At 44.1% G+C, this 21480-nt stretch carries 22 protein-coding genes and 3 pseudogenes; 11 read left to right on the forward strand and 14 right to left on the reverse strand.

Annotated elements, in window-relative coordinates:
* Positions 1 to 410 precede the first annotated feature (410 nt).
* The 12 genes and pseudogenes from DXA20_RS00680 to DXA20_RS00740 form a co-directional block, all read right to left on the reverse strand.
* Positions 411 to 2309, reverse strand: a complete 1899-nt coding sequence (locus DXA20_RS00680) for a recombinase family protein (RefSeq protein WP_118558929.1) — start codon at positions 2307 to 2309, stop codon at positions 411 to 413.
* A gap of 54 nt (positions 2310 to 2363) precedes the next feature.
* Positions 2364 to 2555, reverse strand: coding sequence for a hypothetical protein (locus DXA20_RS00685; protein WP_002596259.1), 192 nt, complete (start codon positions 2553 to 2555; stop codon positions 2364 to 2366).
* A 70-nt stretch (positions 2556 to 2625) separates the two neighbouring features.
* Positions 2626 to 2856, reverse strand: a complete 231-nt coding sequence (locus tag DXA20_RS00690) for a YdbC family protein (RefSeq protein ID WP_002596258.1) — start codon at positions 2854 to 2856, stop codon at positions 2626 to 2628.
* Between the two features lie 45 nt (positions 2857 to 2901).
* The gene (locus tag DXA20_RS00695) at positions 2902 to 3756 is read right to left on the reverse strand and encodes a ParB/RepB/Spo0J family partition protein (protein WP_118084890.1); all 855 of its coding nucleotides are present in this window, start codon (positions 3754 to 3756) and stop codon (positions 2902 to 2904) included.
* Between the two features lie 8 nt (positions 3757 to 3764).
* Positions 3765 to 4730 carry a MobV family relaxase gene (mobV, locus tag DXA20_RS00700; RefSeq protein WP_001820668.1) on the reverse strand — a complete coding sequence of 322 codons (966 nt, stop codon included), beginning with the start codon at positions 4728 to 4730 and terminating at the stop codon, positions 3765 to 3767.
* A 517-nt stretch (positions 4731 to 5247) separates the two neighbouring features.
* Positions 5248 to 6280: pseudogene (locus tag DXA20_RS00705) on the reverse strand (AAA family ATPase).
* 154 nt (positions 6281 to 6434) lie between these two features.
* Positions 6435 to 6909, reverse strand: a pseudogene (locus tag DXA20_RS00710) (RNA polymerase sigma factor).
* An 83-nt stretch (positions 6910 to 6992) separates the two neighbouring features.
* A complete protein-coding gene (locus DXA20_RS00715; protein WP_000323895.1) occupies positions 6993 to 7418 on the reverse strand; it encodes a sigma-70 family RNA polymerase sigma factor in 426 nt (141 codons plus the stop codon).
* 94 nt (positions 7419 to 7512) lie between these two features.
* Positions 7513 to 8022 (reverse strand): sigma-70 family RNA polymerase sigma factor, encoded by a 510-nt coding sequence (locus DXA20_RS00720; protein WP_105116765.1) that lies wholly within the window; start codon positions 8020 to 8022, stop codon positions 7513 to 7515.
* 599 nt (positions 8023 to 8621) lie between these two features.
* Positions 8622 to 9841 (reverse strand): annotated as a pseudogene (tet(40), locus tag DXA20_RS00730) (tetracycline efflux MFS transporter Tet(40)).
* Between the two features lie 50 nt (positions 9842 to 9891).
* A complete protein-coding gene (gene tet(O) / locus DXA20_RS00735; protein ID WP_117477955.1) occupies positions 9892 to 11811 on the reverse strand; it encodes a tetracycline resistance ribosomal protection protein Tet(O) in 1920 nt (639 codons plus the stop codon).
* A gap of 366 nt (positions 11812 to 12177) precedes the next feature.
* Positions 12178 to 12552, reverse strand: coding sequence for a TnpV protein (locus tag DXA20_RS00740; protein WP_001129922.1), 375 nt, complete (start codon positions 12550 to 12552; stop codon positions 12178 to 12180).
* An 83-nt stretch (positions 12553 to 12635) separates the two neighbouring features.
* Here DXA20_RS00740 and DXA20_RS00745 point away from each other — a divergent pair, with 83 nt between their 5' ends.
* From DXA20_RS00745 to DXA20_RS00790, 11 genes are all read left to right on the forward strand, one after another.
* Positions 12636 to 13550 (forward strand): hypothetical protein, encoded by a 915-nt coding sequence (locus DXA20_RS00745; protein ID WP_243100475.1) that lies wholly within the window; start codon positions 12636 to 12638, stop codon positions 13548 to 13550.
* On the forward strand, positions 13547 to 14191 hold the full coding sequence (locus DXA20_RS00750; protein WP_118558930.1) for a class D sortase: 645 nt from the start codon (positions 13547 to 13549) through the stop codon (positions 14189 to 14191). The genes DXA20_RS00745 and DXA20_RS00750 overlap by 4 nt, the downstream gene beginning before the upstream one ends.
* Before the next feature lie 115 nt (positions 14192 to 14306).
* Positions 14307 to 14924, forward strand: coding sequence for a septation protein SpoVG family protein (locus DXA20_RS00755; RefSeq protein WP_243100476.1), 618 nt, complete (start codon positions 14307 to 14309; stop codon positions 14922 to 14924).
* 369 nt (positions 14925 to 15293) lie between these two features.
* A complete protein-coding gene (locus DXA20_RS00760; protein ID WP_118558931.1) occupies positions 15294 to 15647 on the forward strand; it encodes an immunity 51 family protein in 354 nt (117 codons plus the stop codon).
* Between the two features lie 117 nt (positions 15648 to 15764).
* A complete protein-coding gene (locus tag DXA20_RS00765; RefSeq protein WP_118558932.1) occupies positions 15765 to 16574 on the forward strand; it encodes a CPBP family intramembrane glutamic endopeptidase in 810 nt (269 codons plus the stop codon).
* A gap of 107 nt (positions 16575 to 16681) precedes the next feature.
* The gene (locus DXA20_RS00770) at positions 16682 to 17377 is read left to right on the forward strand and encodes a DUF6033 family protein (RefSeq protein WP_015521659.1); all 696 of its coding nucleotides are present in this window, start codon (positions 16682 to 16684) and stop codon (positions 17375 to 17377) included.
* A gap of 32 nt (positions 17378 to 17409) precedes the next feature.
* A complete protein-coding gene (locus tag DXA20_RS00775) occupies positions 17410 to 18201 on the forward strand; it encodes a hypothetical protein (protein ID WP_012740998.1) in 792 nt (263 codons plus the stop codon).
* Positions 18202 to 18288: 87 nt separating this feature from the next.
* Positions 18289 to 18417: a hypothetical protein gene (locus DXA20_RS17025; RefSeq protein ID WP_279222337.1), complete on the forward strand. Its 129-nt coding sequence runs from the start codon at positions 18289 to 18291 to the stop codon at positions 18415 to 18417.
* Positions 18418 to 18628: 211 nt separating this feature from the next.
* A complete protein-coding gene (locus DXA20_RS00780) occupies positions 18629 to 18865 on the forward strand; it encodes a helix-turn-helix domain-containing protein (RefSeq protein ID WP_118558933.1) in 237 nt (78 codons plus the stop codon).
* Positions 18849 to 19934, forward strand: a complete 1086-nt coding sequence (locus DXA20_RS00785) for a hypothetical protein (protein WP_147403658.1) — start codon at positions 18849 to 18851, stop codon at positions 19932 to 19934. Before DXA20_RS00780 ends, DXA20_RS00785 begins: the two co-directional genes overlap by 17 nt.
* Before the next feature lie 55 nt (positions 19935 to 19989).
* Complete coding sequence (locus DXA20_RS00790; protein WP_118558935.1) at positions 19990 to 20277, forward strand: hypothetical protein; 288 nt, start codon at positions 19990 to 19992, stop codon at positions 20275 to 20277.
* Between the two features lie 87 nt (positions 20278 to 20364).
* Here DXA20_RS00790 and DXA20_RS00795 read toward each other — a convergent pair whose 3' ends face one another.
* Both DXA20_RS00795 and DXA20_RS00800 read right to left on the reverse strand, forming a co-directional pair.
* Positions 20365 to 20565 carry a helix-turn-helix transcriptional regulator gene (locus DXA20_RS00795; RefSeq protein WP_158577080.1) on the reverse strand — a complete coding sequence of 67 codons (201 nt, stop codon included), beginning with the start codon at positions 20563 to 20565 and terminating at the stop codon, positions 20365 to 20367.
* 130 nt (positions 20566 to 20695) lie between these two features.
* Positions 20696 to 21397 (reverse strand): XRE family transcriptional regulator, encoded by a 702-nt coding sequence (locus DXA20_RS00800; protein WP_118558937.1) that lies wholly within the window; start codon positions 21395 to 21397, stop codon positions 20696 to 20698.
* Positions 21398 to 21480: the final 83 nt, after the last annotated feature.

Genomic DNA, 21480 nt, shown 5'->3' on the forward strand with positions numbered 1-21480 from the left:
AAGGCTTCTCGGTACGGATGCACGGCTGTTGATGCCGGATGCACCAAATAATGTTGATGGAAAGCTTAATAAGGTAGTGGAAAATGTGCTGTATGAATACCGGAAAGCAGAGCAGGAGAGTATCATTGGCACACAGCTTATCTTTTCCGATATCGGTACACCAAGATCCGGTTGGAAAGAAGAGATGCTTACCGTTTCATGGGCAGAGGCAGATACCTTTGATGTGTATAATTATCTGAAAACAGAACTTGTAAAGCAGGGTATCCCGGCGGATCAGATTGCATTTATTCATGATGCCAAGACTGACGCTGCAAGGGATGCCCTTTTTCGTGAAATGAGGTCTGGAACAAAGCGGATTCTGATCGGTTCCACCGATAAATGCGGAACCGGTGTCAATGTGCAGACACATCTTACGGCAATGCATCATGTGGATTGCCCATGGAAGCCTTCCTCAGTCGGTCATTTTTTGCGGACAGTTCAATACATGCCTGTCTGTTTCGCTCCCTGCTCCTGCGTTTGCTCTCGTTTGATTTCTCCCTCTGTATCTTCTTGGCACAAGCAGGACAATACTTCGATATGCCAGAGCGGGGAACATATTCAACACCGCACACCGTACAATTCTTAGGCTTTAACGCAGTCCACCGCTTTGTCGGTGTGATATGTAATTCACCGACAAAGCCGATGAATTTATAATAAATCTTGATTTCCTGCCGCACCATTCCGTCTGTAAGTTTCTCACGTTCCGAAACAAGTATCTTGTCTATAAGTGCGTTTATGATGGTTGCGTCCAGTTCCTTAATGCCTTGATAGTTGCGGATTAGGGAGAGGAAATCACGGACACCCTGCGTCTTCTCATAGCTGTCGCTGAGCGTTTCCGTTACCTCTTTCAGCCTTGCTTCAATTTCAAGCTGTTCTTTCTGGTATTTTCCCGACATCATCTCAAAATTCCGCTCGGTAATACGCTCCATCACCTTATCTTCATAGAGTGAGGAAAACAGCCTGTCCAGTTCTGCAAGGCGTTTGTTCAGTTTTCTTTGCTCCTTTTCCAGTGCCTTTGCCTTGCTCTGGTCTGTTTCCGTGAGCCGCTTTTCAATCGCCCTCACTGCCTTTTCATCATTGACTGCCATATCCGCAAATCGGTTGATGTCGGTGAGGACAGCGTTGAACAAGTCCCTCGCTTCAATGCTGTGTGCGGTACACATGATATTACCGTATCTGCCATAATTATTGCAGGAATATTGTACGCAGTCGATGATGTCGGGGCGTTTCCTCCTGTTGGCACTCATAGCCCGCATCGCATAGCCGCAGTCCGCACACTTAATAACGCCTGCAAAGATGTTCTCAAAGCCGCCCTTGTTTTCTGGTAATCTGCGGCTTGTAATAAGCTGCTGTACGGTATCAAATTCCTCCTGCGTGACTATCCCCTCATGGGTGTCTGGTATCACTTCCCATTCTTCGGGCAGCTTAGAGGGGCGTTTCTTGCTTTTCATGTTGGCGGCAATCCGCTTGTAGCCTGCAAGGTTTCCCGCATATATCGGGCTTCTTAAAATGCCCCTTACGCTGTTCTCGCTCCAAATATAACGGTTCTCCTCATTCTCCTCAAAATACCTCTCATAGCCTGTTGCCCCCTGCTCCGCCGCATAAGCGGCGGGGCGTAAGATATGCTGTTTGTTGATGTGCTTGCGGATTTTGGCGATTCCGTTGCCCGCTAACGCAAGGTCAAATATTTCCCTTACCACATGGGCAACTTTGTCATCTATCAGCAGATGGTTGTGGTCGGCGGGGTCTTTGACGTAACCGTATGGTGCTGTCGTCCCCATGAATTTCCCCTGCTGAAACCTCGCTCGGTACGCCGATTTTATCTTGACCGACACATCGGCGGAATACATTTCGTTTAGGATGTTGCGGAAAGGCGTGATGTCCATAGCGGATTTATTGAGCGTGTCCACGCCGTCATTGACCGCTATATACCTCACATTATGCTCTGGGAAAAACACTTCCAGATACAGTCCGCAATCAAGATAGTTCCTCCCCAGACGAGATAAATCTTTCGTGATAACGCAGTTTATCAGACCGCTTTCAATGTCCTTAATCATGTTCTGGAAACTTGGTCTTTGGAAATTTGTACCAGAGTAACCGTCGTCCACATACGTTTTTGCTAAGTGCCATCCCTGCTTTTTCACATAATCCGTGAGGATGGATTTCTGTGTCGCAATGCTCGCACTCTCGTTATCCGTGCCATCGTCTTTTGACAAGCGGCAGTACATGCCGACTTCATAAATCTTGTTCTCCATTCTTATTCCTGCCATACTGTAAAACCTCCATATCTGTCCTATCTGTTTTCATGTTCCATTGCGTACATTCTAAGCGGACAGCCCCTCATTGTCGAAGGTGTCGCCCTCGGCAATCTTCTTCCGAATATCCTCGGAAATAATCGGGATAAACGCTTCTGTGACTGTCTGCGTGCCGACATATTCACGGCTGATTATCATCTGAACTGGTGCTTTCGGCACGATACGCTTTCTCTTTTTATCTGCTTTCTTATCCTCGCCCATACTTAAATCTTCCTTTCCAGACAGGGCAGGAGAACGTCTGGAAACGCCCCGCCCTGTCAATCAGATACCATCAATCCCCGCTGTTTACTTCTTTCTGTAATGCTTCAAGGAGTGCTGCTGCTTCATCAGCGTTCAACGTGATACCCTTTCCGCACTTCTCACGGTTCGGGGAAAAGCTGCGGATGTCATATTTCGGCTCTCTTCCGTTCCATGAGATAAGATTGATTTCTTTTGTGTAGCCGCTGTCGCCCTTAGACAATACGGCGATTTCCTTTACAATCTCATACTGGATTTCTTTCATTCTTCATACCTCAATTTTCTGCATTTACCTCCCGAAAAGAGAAGATTAGCGGCTGTCCCTGCCCCGTTTCCTCTGCAATTCACGCTCCAAAAGTTTAATGATGGTTTCCTCCATCTGCTTCGGCGTTGTGTTCTTCGGAAAATACTTTTTCAGCTTGCTTGTGTTGATTTTCAAGGTTTCTTTCTGGTTTCCCTTTTCCTCCGTCATAATTGCAAATATCGTATCCATGTCAAGCCGCCCGCTCTGGCTTAGGCTTTTCATCCGCTGTGCCTGTGAGAGTGAGGGCGTTGCTTCTTCGCTCTCCATCGTGGCAAAGAGGTTTTCCTGCTCGTCTTTCTTCAAGAAGGACAGTTCCACCGCAGGCGTGAGGGCGATTTTCCCCTCGTCCACCATCTGCAAAATCGGCGGTATCAGTTCCGTCAGGCGGATAAAACGCTGCACGGTCATCCTGCCCACGCCGAAGCCCTGTGCCACCTTGTCGTCCGTCCGCAACTTCGTCACAACTTGTGACGAGGTTAAGTCTGTGCGGAAACCCTGCCGCTTCATGGCTTCGGATTTCATCTTGTAAGCAAACGCCCGCTCCGATGGCAGGATATTCTCACGCTGCAAATTGCTGTCTACAAGGGTGATGATGGCTCGGTCACGGTCTAAGGGCAGGACAAACGCAGGCACGGTATTTATCCCTGCAAGTTCAGAAGCACGGACACGCCGCTGTCCTGCAATCACTTCATAACCGTCCCCGTCCTCTTTCGGGCGTGTGATTATCGGCGTGACAATGCCAAATTCCTTGATGCTTTCCGCTAACTCTGACAGTGTTTCATCTTCTGCCACATGAAACGGATTGTCGGGGAACGGGTACAAGTCTTTGGTCTTTAACACCTTAAAATCCTGTTTCTTCATTCACATATCTACCTTTCTTTCGCTCTGCTTCTATGATTTTTCTGCAATTCTTCCAACACTTCGGGCGGTATTTTTGACAGCAGCCGCCCCATCTGCTCGTTGGTTCTCTGCAATTCAAATATCTTCTGATTCGCTTTCTGCACCTTTAGTTCCTGCTCGTACTTTTCATCACGCATACGCCCCGCATAGTCTGATTCCTGCCCAATTCTCTCTTTCAAACTGTCGATATACGCCTGCTGTTTCCCGATTTCCTTAGAGAATTTCTCCACGTCTGGCAGCCATGCAGAGAGTAAATCTAACGCTTTATCCCTTTTCTTCCCTGCGTTAAAGGCGTTGATGTCGGATAGGGCAGACACGATTTCTTCATACTGTTTATCAAGCCTGCCGCCTAATTTATAGAGCCATGTGGGGACGTGTTTCCGCTTGGTTTCCATTGAGGACTGCCCCCGTTCAAGCTGATTCCACCGTGAGGACATCCGCTCATGGTAGGCGGTCTGCCACTCGGATAATGATTTCTGGTTGCCTAAGATAGCTTTCGCTGACAGCTTATTGTCTGGCGTAATCGGCACAAAGCAGAGGTGCATATGGGGCGTTCTCTCGTCCATATGGACGACAGCGGAGAGGATATTCTGCTTTCCAACACGCTCCGAAATGAAGTCAAGAGCCGTCTGGAAATACGCTTTTTGTTCTTCGGGCGGTAACTGGTTCATAAATTCTGGTGAAGCTGTGATGAGCGTTTCCACCATCATCACGCTGTCTTTCCTTGTCCTGCACCCCGCTTCGGCTACCATGCGGTTAATCTCTTTCTTGTAGGTGTACTTTGGTGGTGCTATGAGATGGTAATTGTTTTTAGAGCGTTCCATATCTATATCTGGGTTGCTTTTGTAGGCTTCTTTCTTCCGCTCGTTGTGGCGTTCACAAGCCGCAACGCCGCCCGCTTTTCGTTTCTGGAAACGCAGGATTGCATAAGGCATAGGCGGATTCCTCCTTTCTTTCGGCGGGTGACCGTCCTTTGGGGTGACAGCGGTGACGGTGGTGACAGCAGTTTTGGGATACCCCCTGCCGACTGCCGCAACTGTCACCCTCACCCCCTGCATGACGGTCATGTCGATGATGACGGTGTTTTTGGGATACCCCCCTCGCAAGAGCCGTCACCGTCATGCCGCCATTCTTTTATCCGAAGCCGTAAGGCGTAGGATAGCAGGGCACAGCCCTGCCTTAAGGGAGTCCAGAGGGAACGTCTGGCACACGACTTTGCAGGGCAAAGTGTAGTGTGTTACACCCTGTAAACGCAGTCGGAAAAATCGGAATGATTTTTCTGACCGCAGGGGTGGTTTTACACGACCGAAAAGGGCGAGTAAATCTCACGCCTGCATTTTGCGTTTACGGGGTGTTCTCCCGTAGGGATGACAGCGGCAGGGTATCCTAAAATCACTGTCACCACCGTCACTGCTGTCACCCGCAGGGCAGAGCCGCCAGCTTTACATGGCTTTAAGCGTCAATGACAGTAACAGGGGGGTATCCTAATATCGCTGTCACCACCATCACCGCTGTCACCCGCCCTCCTTGCAAGGGCAATCCGCCTGCCGTCTTTCCTGCGGCTGTACTGGTAGCAGATACGGTTCTCGCTTAAAAATGTGGTGCGGTATTCATTCAGCCATTTCGTAATCACCGTGGGTATGGTTTCCGTTTCCCCCATAGCGGCTAACAGTTCCGTTGCCGTGCCTATCCATTCTTCCTTATCCCTCATAAAATCCACCAACCGAAAAAGGACATCTGGTATCGTTTCTTTCGCAAGCTGCTCCTGCGTTTTCCGCTCCACAAGCTCCCAACGGCAATCACGGAAACGCAGCGTGTATTCCTGATAAGGCGTGTCCCTGCCCGTCACATACAGCTTGGCGGTGTCAGACGCACGTTTCTCCTTTTCCAGAACAAAGGTAGCGTCCGCACTCCCCGTTAATCCTGTCGTCCCAGACACCTTGTTGAACACGTCGCTGTCATTCTGCTTTCGGATGTGGTGTACGACAATGACCGCCAGAGAGTGCCTGTCGGCAAAGTCTTTGATGAGGGAGATGTCCCCATAGTCGCTTGCATAGGCATTGTCTTTTGAAGCTGTACGGACTTTCTGCAAGGTATCAATGACAATGAGCCTGCTGTCTGGGTAATCTTTCAGATAATCTTCAAGCTGCACGATAAGACCGTCTGACAGCTTGCAGCTTGCCACGGCAAAGTGGAGCCGCCCGCTTGCTTCGTCCGTCAAACGAAATAACCTGTCCTGTATGCGGCAGAACGTGTCCTCAAGGCAGAGGTAAAGCACATCGCCCTCCATTGTCGGCATATCCCATAAAGGGATTCCCTGCGACACGCATAAGCATAGCTTCAGCATGAGCCAGCTTTTGCCTATCTTCTGTGAGCCGCAGAACAGCGATAAGCCTGTCGGGATAAGGCTGTCCACCACAAAGGATGGTTTCTCAAGCGGTTCATAAAGGAGCGTTTCGGCGTTGACTGTCTGTAACTTCTGCATGGCTTTCCTCCTTTCGGGCGGTGTCTTTGTTTTCGTTGCACATAGGCGTTGACCTCCTTAAAAATAGATTTACTCCCACGGAAAAAAGTGAGAGTATGTAATGCCGCCAATCCCACACAAATAAAAAACAGATTTCTTTTTCGGGCGGTGTCGGTCACGGTTGGAGATATTTCTTCAATTTCCGCCTTTACTTTCTCCTTTGCAATCGCAACAGATTTCTGTATTGCCGAAGCGGTGCAATGCTCCATAGCGGCGATTTGGTAAAAATTGAACTCATACTCGTAGTAGAGCAGGAAACGCCGCCTTTGTATCTCTGGAAGGCTCCCAACCGCCTTATAGAGCGTTTCATTCCGTTCTTCCTCAACCATGCGTTCATCAAGGCTCTTAGGCACACGCAACGCCCGTCTGTAAAGGGTTTCGTCCCATACCTCGTTAAACTCCCTGTGCCGCTCGTCCCATTAGAAAAGATTCCTGTTCCTGCGCTCCATCTGCCGAAACTCCATAAAGAACTGTTCCGACACTTCCAACTCGTGGGATTTGCCCTGCCCGTCCTTAAAGCTGATAAAATACCTTGTGCCGCTTTCCGTGGATTCCTCCCGAAGCGTGTATGCCTTAACCCTGTATGCCATCCTGTTGTCCTCCTGCAAAAAATGAGTGAGGGGATTTCCATCCCTCACCCAGTAGCCCGCAGGATGGCAGGCTGTTTTAGAAGCTATAAAATTTTCCGCAGCTTCTTCCGCAGATGGTCTAACCTCGCATAGATGGCACCAGTCGTCAAATGCACAAGCGGGGCAATCTCCTTTGTGGAATACCCCTGCATTTTCAGCAGGACGATTTTCAAGGTACGCCCGTCCACCGTGACTAATACTTGATAGAGATTTTCGCTCTCAATCTCTTCCAGTAACTCCGCAACCGTACCCACTTCCGCCTGCCGCTCCCTGCCTGCCATGTCCTCAAGATATTCCGCAACGTCATTCGTCCATCGGTAAAACCGCCTGTTGGAATTGAAGTCTGCCCTGTCCGCCATGCGTATCTGCTCAATGGTCGCTTCATCAACGCCGCACTCACGCAGCAGCTTTTCCTCCGCTTCTTTCCAGATACGCCATTTCCTGTCCTCCCGTCCGTGGTTGTATGCCATTCTTACTTCCTCCAATCAGAATTGATTGAGAGGGCAGAGAAAAGCCCCCTCATCTTCCCAAAGGAAAAAACAAGGGGGCTGAACGCCTTAAATTTTAATTTTCTATTATCTTTCTTAGTTTTATTAGGATTCTGGCTTTGCGTTTGTTTACAACGCTCTGGGTTATGCCCAACCTCGCCCCGACTTCACGCTCGGAAAGTCCGTCAAAAAAGATTGCCTGTATCAGCTCCTGTTCACTATCCGACAGCAAAGGCAGGGCGGCTTTCAGCCTGTCCACCATGACCGCATTGACAACGGTTTCTGCAATGTCCACCGCTTCATCAGTGATAAAGTCCAGAGGATTCCCCTCGCTGTCCGTAAATCCGTCGAGAGATAGCAGTCTATTCTTTGTATCTAATTTTTGCAGATAACGCCACCGTTCCTTGTCACGGTAGAAGTCTGTGTATTGCTCCCTCACGACTTCAAGCAGACAGCCTTGAATGGGGATAAACAGCTTGTCCATATAGGTCTGGTCGGATTCCCTGCAACGGCAGAACTCCGTGTAGGATAATTCCACATAGCCGCCACTTTCTCTGATATATACCTTTCTTGGTGCATATTTCACCATAAATACCTCCCATCTGAATTTTTGAAATGTAAAAAATCCAGATGGAGAGGCGGAGAACGACACCGCATATCAGAAACAGCCCTACGGCACTTTCCAACAAAAATCGACAAAAGAAAAACCGCAAAGGCTCTGTGACCTTTACGGTTATAGGAAATAGTAATTCTATTGTATGGAGATTGTACTTCTACTTTCAAGGTGAGAAGTACCGTTGCACTGGCAGAAATTTTTTTAACTGGTTTCCTGCCGTTCTCTGATATGCTATGTATTGATAAATTTTGCTTCGTATGAGCAGATAGATAACTGCCCGAAAAAAGGACATAAAAAAATCCCTCCAAATTTAAAAACAAATTCAGAGGGTAATTTAGGGTATAACAAAATAACCCACCCGAATATCGTTTTTTTTATTTGGTGAGTTTGTTCTTTCAAATACGAAACAAATGCTCATGTACGGTAAAGTATCACAAGAAAATTATGTCGAATTGACAGCCGCCTCCGCTATACCGAATAAGGAAATAAAGAGTCCTCAAATTTTGCGCTACTAAATGAAGACGAGCGGAAGTAATCTCCCGCTCGTCAGTAAACTTAACTATGCCATATCAATCCCGCTTCTTTCCCGCCACCGGCACTAAGAACAGCGCGGGCAACAGCAGGAAAGCGGTACAGACCAGCCCCCAGGGTATGGACACCTGCTGGGCTACCAGCCCCACAATAGGCCCGCCGATGATCTGCCCGAAAGAGTCCAGCTGTCCGCTGGTGGAAAAGACTGTGGCGCGCATTTTCTCATCCACTTGGTCGTTCATCCAGGCGGCCAGCACAGGCTCCTTGATGGTGCGCATAAGCCCCGCCAGCAGGAACACCAACAACATGAACCAAAAGCTCCGCCCCACCGCGAAGAGAACCAGGAACAGGATATACCCGGCGCTGGTGGACATGACCACACTGGTTCGGCTGACAGTCCCTTTTTTCTCCATGCGGGCGATGAGCAACTGAGAAGCCAGAATACCTAAGCCGTTGCCGATAAGACTGATAACACCGAACCAAGTGACGCTGTTCAGCGGCCCGATAACGGGTATTACCGTGTCATCCAGAAAATGAGCGGTGGAGAGCCGGTCAAAGCCTTCACTGGCAAGTCCCCCGCATAGTGTGATTGCTAAGAGCGCCAGCAACACAGGTGCGCCTTTCACAAAGCCCAGGTTGAGCTTGAACAGGCAGACAAAGTCTTTAAGCAAGCCCTGCCGTTCCTCAATAGCAGGGGAGAAGTTGGTTTCTGGCATGATGCGAACCATCACCAGCCCCAACAACAAGCACAAACTGCCCCCCAAGATGAGAGGCATTTGCAGGTTTATGTTTCCCAGCAGTGTGCCCAGCACCACGCCCAGAACGCCGCCGATTTGCCCCATTTGACTGCCCCGCAGGAACACCTTGTCTATGGGTTTGTCCTCTTCCTCCGAGGCAATCCACGCCTCCAGAGCGCCGGTGATGAAGGTATCACCGCAACCCCAGACAACCTGGCCAGCAGAACCGGCGCGAACCACGGTAGCGCACCCTCCATCAGAAAGCCCAGGCCGTAGAGGAACATTCCAATCAGCACCGAGCGCCGACGGCTATACAAATCCGCCACCACACCGGTGGGCATCTCGAACAGAAAGCAGGAGGTCTCCTGAACCGTCCCTACCAGGACAAGCTGGAAAGCATCCAGCTGCACCACCTCCAGGTGGTACACGATGGAAAGCACTGTGGACATAGAAACCGCCAGGGAACAGACAAATCGGAACAGCAGGTAGACAGAATATGCCTTTGAATTTTTAGCAAACATGAAGTTACATTCTCCTTTCAAATCTCATTTTATATGACTTTTGCAAGCTGTTAAGCTAACTTGTGGAACATATGCCGAACCTTATCTATACGGCTATTCGGGCGGCGGGGTTGGCAAATAAATTTACCAATAGCTGGCTGGTATCCTTTTAACTCTGTCAAGCAGACTCCCTGCCCATTTGTGAAATAAGTTAAATCGTTCCTGTATTCTTGAATACATCTAGCAGGGATTTCTCCTTTCAGAATGACCTCGTCATTCTTTATCTGAGTACTTACAATATCTGCACAATACCTTGGAGCATCATGATACGCCCGTGAGAGATATTCCTGCGGTGCATAAATTTCAAAGTGGAGATATGGCTCTAATAGTTCTGTCCCTGCTTTTTTTAAAGCCTGCTCCAATACGATAGGGGAAAGCAGCCGAAAGTCTGCGGGGGTACTTACAGGACTATAATACAATCCATATTCAAAACAGATTTTACAGTCTGTCACTTTCCATCCATACAGCCCCTGCTCGCAGCCATAAAGAACCCCCTCCATAACCGCATTTTGGAACGATTGATTTAAATATCCAAGTGAAACTCTGCTTTCATACTGCACTCCGCTTCCAATAGGGAGCGGCTCTATGGACAACCCGACAGAAGCCCAGAAAGGATTTGGCGGGACTTCTATGTGGATGGTATATTCTGCTTTTCTAAGCGGTCTTTCCATATATATAACAGTAGGCTCTTTTATTTCTGCCTCCACATGATATTTTTCCTCAAGGATGGCACAAATGACTTCCATCTGCACATTCCCCAAAAAAGAAAGTATAATCTCATGCGTTGTAGTATCCACATAATATTTTAAAAGAGGGTCGCCATCTGAAATTTCTGTAAGTGCCCCAAGCAATATTTCCCGCTGTTCAGGTTTCTTTACTGCAATCGTTGTTTGGAGCATAGGGAGAGGATTTTCAATAAATTTTCTCTGCGGCAACAGCATTTCGTTCCCCAAAATACTGTTTAGCTGCAAAACATCATTTGGTAAAATTACAATATCACCAGAGCAGGCTGTATCGGATGGATATAATTCACCGTTTGTCGGAACACACATCTCTGTGATTTTTATTTTCTCTTTTTCAGATATTCTAATAACATCCCTCAAATGCAATGTTCCGCTATATATACGCACATAAACAAAACGCCGCCTTTTCTCTGAATATTCAATCTTAAAAACCTGCCCGCATAATTCAGATTGACCTTCAGGCGTTGATGAATAAAATTTACTGGCAATCACTTCTATAAGCTGCCGAATCCCCAGATTGTTTTTAGCGCTTCCGTGATAAACGGGAAATAACGTTCCGTTTTGGAATCTCCTGTTTTCTTCCTGTTCCAGTTCTGACATTTTAAACGGTTTCCCTGACATATATTTCTCTAATAGTTCATCGTTTCCCATAATTACCGCATCCCACTGTTCCATATCGTCATTGTCCGTTACATTTATATGGGGATGCTGCCCAACCTTTTGCTTCACTATAATTTCCGAAGAAAGCTTTGCTTTCATTTCCCGATATACCATTGGCAAATCAATCCCCTCTTGGTCAATTTTATTGATGAAAAAGATTGTCGGAATCTTCATTGTCTGTAGTGCATGAAACAGTATACGGGTCTGTGCCTGTATGCCATCCTTTGCAGAAACTAATAATACTGCTCCGTCTAAAACGGATAAAGAACGGTATACTTCCGCCAAAAAATCCATATGGCCTGGCGTATCTATAATGTTGACTTTTACATCCTCCCACTGAAAAGATGTCACTGCTGTCTGGATAGTGATTCCCCTTTGACGCTCCAAATTCATTGTATCTGTCCTTGTTGTGCCTTCATCTACGCTCCCTAGTTCTGCAATTGCACCACTGGTATATAATAAACTTTCCGTTAATGTTGTCTTTCCTGCGTCAACGTGAGCCAGAATGCCTAAGTTAATTATTTTCATGTGATTTTCCTCCTATCAACACCCAAAAAAGGGCATAAAAATACCCAGTGATAAATACTCCTATCACTGGGTAAATAACTCCAATAGCCCCAAAACACTTATATGTTTTCGGGCATATAAAATTACATGATAAAAGTATTCTTAAACTGGGTACAAAAAACTAAGCCCCATATTAAAAGTGAAACGGGACTGCTACTTTTTGTTCCCACTATCAAATTGACAGTTTATTTAAGAATACCTTGCCGCATATTTATTAACTCCTTGTATAATACTGAATCTAATTATATTCCTTAACCCTTTATTTGTCAAGCTGACAAACTAAAGCAGAAAAAGCGGCAGGATTTCCCCCTGCCACTAATCATCTGTTTATGCAAAAATAATTTCCTTTTCCACAATCTCCCTCGCACAAGCCCTTATGTTATTGAGGCATCCTGTCCATTCTAAGGCGTTTTCTGCCTTTAGCTGTTCCGTTATGCCCTGTGCCTGTTTCATACCCTCTATGAGCCTTTCAAAGCGTTCCTGTGCCTGTCTGTTGATGTCGGCAAGGTAGGCGTTTAGCCTGCCGCTTGTAAGAAGATTGGTGTATGTAACTTTACGGTACTGTTTTAGATAATCTAAATGCCGTTGCCCCCAGATGCCTATTGCCTGTTCTTCTTCGGCGGGTACAGTTAAGCACGGTATCAAATAATCCCCTTGCCTTTCGTATTTGCCGCCCAGTTCCTCAAATAATGATTTTGCCATTGTCTGTTACCTCCACATTCTTTTTTATTTTGAATGTCCGCAAAATCCGTCCTACATCTATCGAGCAGAGAGAAGGAAGAGGCTTGCGGCAGGGAAATGAAAACAGTGAAGTGGCGGTATACCGTTATGTCACCAAAGGAACCTTTGATGCATACAGTTGGAGCCTTGTGGAGAACAAACAGCGTTTTATATCACAGGTGATGACCAGCAAGTCCATTTCAAGGAGCTGTGAGGATATCGACGAAGCAACACTATCGTATGCTGAGATTAAGGCTGTGGCAACTGGAAATCCATTGATCAAAGAAAAGATGGAAGTGGATAATGAGGTGCAGAGACTCAAGATGTTAAAGGCATCCTATGATAGTCAGCATTACAGCCTGCAGGATCAGTTTATGATCAAATTTCCGAAACTGATCGCTGCGGCAAATGAAAAGCTGAAATGTGTTCATGCAGATATTAAGAAACGGGATGAACAGGTGCTTGCCACGGATGAGGAGTTTGCCATTAAAGTGGGAAATATGACCTTTCATGAGCGTGTGGATGGCGGCACGGCTGTGTTGGCAGCAGTCAGTAAATGCAAGGTTGGAGAGACAACCGGAATCGGAGAGTACCGTGGTTTTGAGGTGCAGGTGGAGAAAAACTTTATCGGAGTGAATTACCTGATCCTGCATGGGCGAACTGATTACAAGGTGGAATTATCCAACTCCCCGGTGGGATGTATGGTCAAACTGGAAAACTGTTTCAACGGAATGGATGGAAACATTGAATTTCTGGAGAAGAAGTTAGAGCAGTATCAGCGTGATATGGAACAGGCAAAGGCAGAATACGAAAAGCCGTTTGCCTACGAGGAAGAATTGAAAAGCAAGACTGCCAGACAGTTTGAACTCAATACCCAGCTTGATCTGGAGAATAAATCGATCACAGAAAAAAACGGGCAGGAGATCAGTCAGGTGGCAGAGAATGATTATCCGTATGGAGAAAGGAAGGATTACCGATGAAGAGACGAATAAAAAAGGATATTGTGTTGATTTTACTGGGGGTTGCCATTGTCGCAATCCCCTTTCTTTTGCGGATGAAAGAGCAGGAGAGAAGTAACCGTTATATGAAAGCGTTTGAGGAGGAACAGAATGAAGAGAAGCAGAACAAAAAAGATCATAAAAAGAAAGATTCCCTTTTATTACAGGAGGGTGTTATCGGGATTATTGAAATACCGAGCTTAGATATTAAATATCCGGTATTTGAAGGAGCCGGCAGTGTGCAGCTTAATGAGGGCATTGGTCATATGACCAATACGACAGAGCTTTGTGGAAAAGGAAACTGTGTTCTTGCCGGACATAATGGCAGCCGCCGTGGAGTGTATTTTACTTATCTATGCAACATAGAAGCCGGGGCGAAGGTCATGCTTATGAATAGAAAGAAGGAAAAGCACGAATACACGGTAAAAGAGATGAAAGTTGTAAATCCATACGATGAATGGGTAACAAAGCAGACAGAGGGGGAAAGCCTTACGCTCTTTACCTGTGCGGAGCATGGCACAAAACGATTTGTAGTGAAGTGTGAGCCGGTAAATAATACTGATCAACAGGATGGAGAAAAGACGGATCGGAGGAAAGGGGGTGGTGCCATTGGAAGTAAATAATCCGGAAGTGAAGTCAGTTAGGAATGATGAAAGGAAGGTTGGTTTGTATGAATTATGAGATTACAGTTAATCAGTTAAACAAAGAAGATGGAACATCCGTGCATTTGCATCGGTAGTGTTTGAGGAAAGTTTCAAGGTCAGCAACATTGCTGTCATTGAGAATAGGGATGGTCAGTGCTTTGTATCCATGCCGAGATATGCAAGCAGTAAAGACGACAGCGGATATAAGGATATCTGTCATCCGATCACAAAAGAATTTCGAGAAGAACTCTATGAAGGAATCATGAAAGCCTATGAACAGGTGCAGCAGATAGAAGAGAACCGTCTGCAGCTTAAGATCAGTCAGGTGGATCAGGAGAAATCACAGGAACTAAAGTTCAATGTAAAAGTTACTCCATTTGAACGGGATGGAAGCAACATCCGAGGGCTTGCGAGAATTTATCTGGAGGACTGCTTTGTGATCAATAATGTATCATTGTTGCAGGGAAAGAACGGACTCTTTGTGGCAATGCCGTCCTATAAGACGAAACAGACCGATGAACAGGGGAAGAGTATCTATCAGGATATCTGCTTTCCGGTAACGAAGGAATTTCGGGAAAAACTGTATGGAGCAGTGAGAAAGTCCTTTGAAGAGAGCAAGGAAAAGCAGAAAAGCGGTGACGGTAAGGAACAGCCGGAACCAAGTGCAGGGCGTGATGGCTGGCAGGAGGCGAAAGATACACCGTTTCGATGAGGAAAAGTAAGCCGGGATAAAGGGGCATCCTGTGGAGAGATTCATAGGATGCCTTTTTCGGTGGAGAGGAAAAGGATATTGTGATATAATATTCAAAGGAGAAAGTTGCATATGAATTGAAAATTCTTTTTTAGAAGTATATAAAGAATTGTATTGTCAATTGCATGAATCTCTGTCTGATCTAGTGTGGTATATTTGTTAGCAATCAATACCAAAGGGTCAGAATAAAATAGATTTATGCACTTGCTTTTCCCATAAAGGAAAGTAATAGATAAATAGGAGAAGCGAGGGATGCTTCTTGTCCATAGGACAAGAAGATGGAAACAGAAGTAAACTTAACAAATCGAAAGTTGAAAGGAGTACATTGCTATGAAAGTTACAGAACAATTTGAAAAAGAAATTACCCCGTTTTTCTGGATAGAACATGAAGAAAGTGCTTCTGTCTGCCTAAATGTAGGAGAATACCTACAAGAGATTTTTGATACTCGTGCGGATGAAGGATTTGAGGGGAACGGTTATGATTGGGGGAGTTTAGCACAAGTTTTTTTGGACGAACAGTGTTTAGATTTGCAAGAAAAAATATGCTTTGACCCAGAGGGCAGCATGTTCTGCGTCTATTCAAAAGATAAAAATGCGTTGGCAGACTTTGTTCTTCGTTTCAAAAAAGCCTGTGAGGATAAATCCTTTATTTTAGACTTGTTCAGTCGTGCTGAATTAGACTAAAAATTCAATTCGTTAACTTCAACTTTGGAGAATTGAGAAAATCGGAATTTTCTAGATTGATGTTAGTAGATTATAATCTGTTAGAAAGATTGCATTAACAATGAAAGGCTTGAAAATATGAAGGGTATATGGAAAGCAATTGCTTATTTTGTTCTGTATTTTGGATTGACAATGATTTTACAAGTATTGTTATCTATTGTATTTTGTGCAATAGGTGCGGCGAACGGTCTCCATGATGAAACTTTGATAATGGAGTTTGCTAATAATAATATTTTAGGGATGACTGTAATTTCGGGCATACTGACTGTATTGATTCTGTATTTTGTTTTTAAACTTCGCAAAAAGCAAGTTAAGAAAGAATGGAAGCTTAACCATTTTAAAGTGAATAATGTTGTTTTGGCGTCGCTGATAACATTTTCGTTCTCGTTTCTGTTTGCATTATGTACGTACAACGTATCTATGGAAAACTCACTGATGATATTAAAGTCAGTTGGTTTCTATAACGAAGTAATTCCGTTGTTTGGTACTATAATGATGGTGGTTAATTTATTAGTGATAGCACCGATTTCGGAGGAGATTGCACTTAGAGGAATTGTTTATTCAAGCGTTGAAAAGACCACAAATGCAGTTACAGCTATTATAGTAAGTTCTATATTGTTTGGTCTGATGCATTTAATGGCAGGTGGAATTGTGCTGGCAGTTGGTGCGGCACTAATGGCGTTTGTTTTTGGATATATATTCTATAAGTTTAAGTCATTATGGGTATGCATTATAGCCCATGCCGTTGCGAATTTGCCAGATTTTATTCTTTACAATAAGCCAGATATTTCTGGAGGTATATTCTGGGGATTGGTGATTTTTTTTGTATGTGTGTTTATTATGGGGGTATGTGCTATTCAGAAAACAACTCAAAGAGATAATGTATAGTCACGCCCAAATTTGAATTTTACGCACTATTAACTTTTGGATATAAAGTGCCGATATTACAGATATAGAAACGGATTTCTGTATCAATTTTCAAGGAGGATGATACCATGATTAGAGCAGCTAATTTAACACAGGTAACAGATTATTATAAGAGCAATACTGTTAGTAAGCAAAATAACACAGAGAAAGCAAAAGATGTGCAGCCCAATGCACAGAAAATAAAATCCAGCGAAGATAAGTTATCTTCTAAGGCACAGAAATATCTGGAAACATTGCGTAAGGATAATGCGGATTTCGATTTTATTATTGCTGATAAAGGCGATGATTTCAGAGGATTAGTAGACCAAAGCGATAAGGAATTTACAGTTGTTTTTTCAAGTGCTGAACTTGAAAGAATGGCATCCGATGAGAAATATGCACGGGAAAAATTGTCTACGGTAAAAACTGCAGTTGAGATGTCAGATAAAATCAATGAACAGTTTGGGTTTGAACGTGCTTGGGGAACGACAGACAATAGTGGAACTGTATTAAATAAGTTAACTATGTCCTTTGATGATGATGGAAAGATGACACTTTTTGCTGATTTGGAGAAGATTACAGAAAAGCAGAAAGAACGGCTTGAAGAATTAAAGGAAAAACGTGCAGAGGAGAAAAAGCAGGAAAAGAAGGATGTAACTGTTAAGCGGACTACAATTCAGGCAAATTCAAAAGAAGAATTACTTGAAAAGATTTCTGAACTGGATTGGAGTAAGATAACAGAAGAAAAGGCAACACAGGGTATGAAGTTTGATATCACTATTTAATCGTAGCATTAACCGGGAATTGGAGGTGTGCTATGATTGCAGGTACAATACGAAACGCTGTGAATCAGATGCAGTTAGTAAATGATTGGGAGCAAAAGAAGGCTACCGGGGATGTTGTAAAGAAGCAAGAGGGTATGACTGTAACAAGTCAGGAAGAAAGCATGATTCAGCATTTCCGAGAGCAACTTGAGCGAGACAAAGAAAGTTCTGCATATAGTCAGATTTATAACAAGATTGCAAGCGGTCAAGAATTAACAGCTTCAGAAGAAGATGCTATTCGTCAGAAAGACCCTAAAGCCTATATGGAATATAAAGCGGCAAGAATGGAACAAGAAGCTTATGAGCGTAGGTTGGAGAGATGTAAGACAAAAGAAGAGGCTCAAAGGCTTCAAGTAAATGAGATGAATGGAAATTTGGCAGAACTAAAAAGTATCGTGAATAATCCAAATATTCCAAAGAGTGAAAAGCTTAAGGAAGCTCAACGTATCATGGGAAATACTTTTAGAGCTGTAGAGTCATTCACAAGATTTGTAAAAAGTACAGAATATAGGGATTTGCCAACAGAAGAGGAAATTGTAGAGACATCTATAGAAAAGGGGCAGGTTGCAGAGGATTCAAACGATACTGAAATGTCTGAACAGTTAACATCAGATACAACTGTTTCAGTAGATGAGGCAGCAAAAATAGTAAATGATTCGAAGCGAGATTTACAATTAAGTGATGTTCACCAAATTGAAAAAGATGTTATAGAGGAAATGAAGGATATCGAAATAAAGCATTTTGGTGAGAAGAAATCATCGGTCAGAATAGACATTACGGTATAGGAATAGTCTGCGTGAAATTTCAGTAAGCCGGCGTGTTTAACTGAGAGACGAATTTGAATTTAACGCTTGAAAAAAGGAGAAATAAACATGGCAAAGAAAGAAGAAAGATTTGAAGTTACATTTAGAGACGGAAGTCAGCTTAAGGATGAAGGAGTTCGCCAAATCCTTGTAGATAAGGAGACTGGGGTTCCAATACAAAGGAACATTAAAGAGTAATGTTGTGAAATGTGGTAGTATCGTTGATATGAAAATATATGCAATTGTCAGAGAGTAATTCAATTTCCAGCTTTTTAACTTAATATACTAGAAAACAACATAGTATGTAGTTATCATATTGTGTTGTTTTTTTGTTGACAAACCATACAATGAATGGTAAGGTGGAAGTACAAAGAAACCATACAATGAATGGTAAATGGAGGTGGCATGGATGAGACAAAGAGAGATTTTAAATGCAGCAAAAGAACAGGCAGGGATGACACAGAAAGAGTTTGCTAAATATTTTGGTATTCCTTTGCGGACTGTAGAAGGATGGTTTACCGAAAAGCGGGAGATTCCCGATTATTTGCTTCGATTGATGCTGTATCGGCTGGAGATAGAGCATAAGGTAAGTAATTTAATGCAATATGTTCCTTTTCCGGAGGAGAAAGATGAGAATGGCAAATGAGATGGAGGTGTGTGATATGAGCAAGAAGTTGATAATGGGAGCCGTGATGGCATTAGCATTGGTAGTATGTATTCCACATACTGCCTCTGCAAAAACAAAATGGAAACTATCTGCCACTTCTAAAAATTTACAGGTGGGAAAAATAAGTAAATTGACCGTGAAAAATGTTCCGGAGAAGGCGAAGATCAAGTGGAAAAGCAGTAAGAAATCTGTGGTAAAGATCATAAAGACGGGTAAGCAATCAGTGAAGATGAAAGCCTGCAAGTCTGGAACAGCATATGTTACCGCAAGGTACAAAGGAAAAACAAAGCGGTGCAGGATCAAAGTAACTGCAAAGAAACAAGCTACTCCTAAAGCGGATACTCCGAGTCTGAATGCGACATCAGTAGACATTTACCATGTGGATGATGCATTGAAACCATATATGACAGTAGATCCGGCACATAAGACAACCTTTCAATTTCAGGTCACCGGAACAAAATTGGAAGTGGAGAAGTGGAAAGTGTCTACGGAATCCGGACTAACAATCTCTGATGACGGTCTGCTGACAACAGTTTGGGGACCGGGGTATGGCACACCATATCTGACAAGTACGGTAACAGCAATACTGGAAAACAATCAACGGCTGACAGCCACGGTAAGAGTATATGCTGAAAGTAACTTTTATGTGGATAAAGTGCTGACTGCATTTGAACAAAGGAATATTACTTCTTCTATGACAGGTAAGGAAAAAGTGGAGAGGGCAGCAGCTTACATCGGTGAGACAACGGATTATCAGGTAAATCAAAATAACTGGCAAATGCTATTACTTGGAGGAAAGGGAGACTGTCGGGCAAGTCGTGTTTTACTTGCTTATATGTGTAAACACATGGGAATGAAAGCGGAGCCATGTGGAGAATTTGAGTATCATGGAGAAACTTTAGTCAAGGCAGATGGAACATACTATATTGTCATTACTGGATTTGACGAACCACGACCTAGAGGGTATGTGATCACGGAGATAACAGATCAGAGCCAGTTGCAGAAGATTATGGATGATAATAATCTGAGTCCGGCGACGTTTGATTAATTGATATACTGCATAGAAATCATAAATGTATGTAATTTTTGAGGAGAATGGAACTATGGATAAGAAAGATATGGAATTGTTGATTGAGGCAGAAGATGCAATTAACAACATGGACAGAGTGCTGGTTCAACTGACCAGTATGGGACATTCAGATGGAATGTTTAATAAGCTGGATAATGTGTACGAGGTCATCATGAACAATTCCCATGAATATTATCAAAAGGCGAAAAAAGAAAATAATGATAAAATAGAGAGTTTGTTTTATTATATCATGAATAATCAGGAGTTATTGGCGAAAGACCGGGCGGATATACTGCTGACAGGGAGCGTAAAGATCGAATAAAGTGTTGGGTGTGAGATTTGGGCGCAGAAGAATTCCTGCGTCTTTTGTTGAAAACGAGCGGGGATAAATGTTTGAGTAGGTGGGAGATTATGCATCCTGTATCTCAAACAGATCCTCTACCGTCATATCAAGATATTTTGCCAGACGCAGGCAGGTATCAATATTCGGAATCACATTATTATGCTCAATATTAAAGATGCTCTTGCGGCATACGCCGAGTGCGACCGCAAGGTCATCCTGACTGAGATGTTTTTCTTTGCGTATTTCCGAGATATTGTTTGTTACCATATAGTGCCCTCCATACTGATCATAAGTGGAAATCATTTCCGCGAAATGGTGCTGAGCCGGGGAAGAAGAAAGACCGGCTCCCAGACATTGTCTTTATTATATTCTATATCTTGTTCTATAAACAGGACTATCAGCATACTACTTTTCCAAAAATCTTAAAACTGTTATTTTTCGTGATCTGGATCGGAGCATATTTCTGATTCAGGGAGACAAGGAAGGTTCCCACTCTGCTGCAATCCAGCTTTTTGCAGTAGGCGTTGCCATCAAGATAGAAGATGCCGATCTCTCCTGATTCCAGTTCTTCCGTCTGCTGTACCCAAACGATCTGTCCGTTGATATAGCGGGGTTCCATACTGTCACCGTGGATTCGGATACCAAAATCTGCTTCCGGTGCGACTTCGTTTCCGACTTCGATCATATCAAAGTTATCGCTGTCAAGAAATTCGCCGGTTCCGGCAGACGCAGGCAGATCAAACAGTCTGATTTCCCGGTAAGAGGGAAGGACAGAGGTATCTTCTTTGGTATAATCTCCAGATTTGATCAGCAGATCTATGTATTCTTTCGCTTTTTGAATGCCTTCTTCGTTTAATTCGCTGAATGGATTATCTGGCGTATATTCTCCGATGAATGCATCGTAAATATTTGTAATGCCGAGAATCTTGCAGAGTGCCAGAAACTGTGTGGCGTTCGGCTGGGTAACATTGCGTTCCCAGGAGCTGATCGCTGCATGATTCATAGAGTATCCAAACTGTTTCAGTTCTTTATTTACATCGGGTTGTGTCAAACCAAGTTCTTTTCGACGATCTTGTAATATCTTTCCGATTGAGTTCATTTTATTGCCTCCGTAAGAGTGTTTTTGTCTGTTTTCTGTATATACTATATACAATCCCTCATGAAAAATCAATGCAAAAATCG

The organism is Roseburia sp. AM59-24XD (genome assembly GCF_003478445.1).
Classification (GTDB): domain Bacteria; phylum Bacillota; class Clostridia; order Lachnospirales; family Lachnospiraceae; genus Jutongia.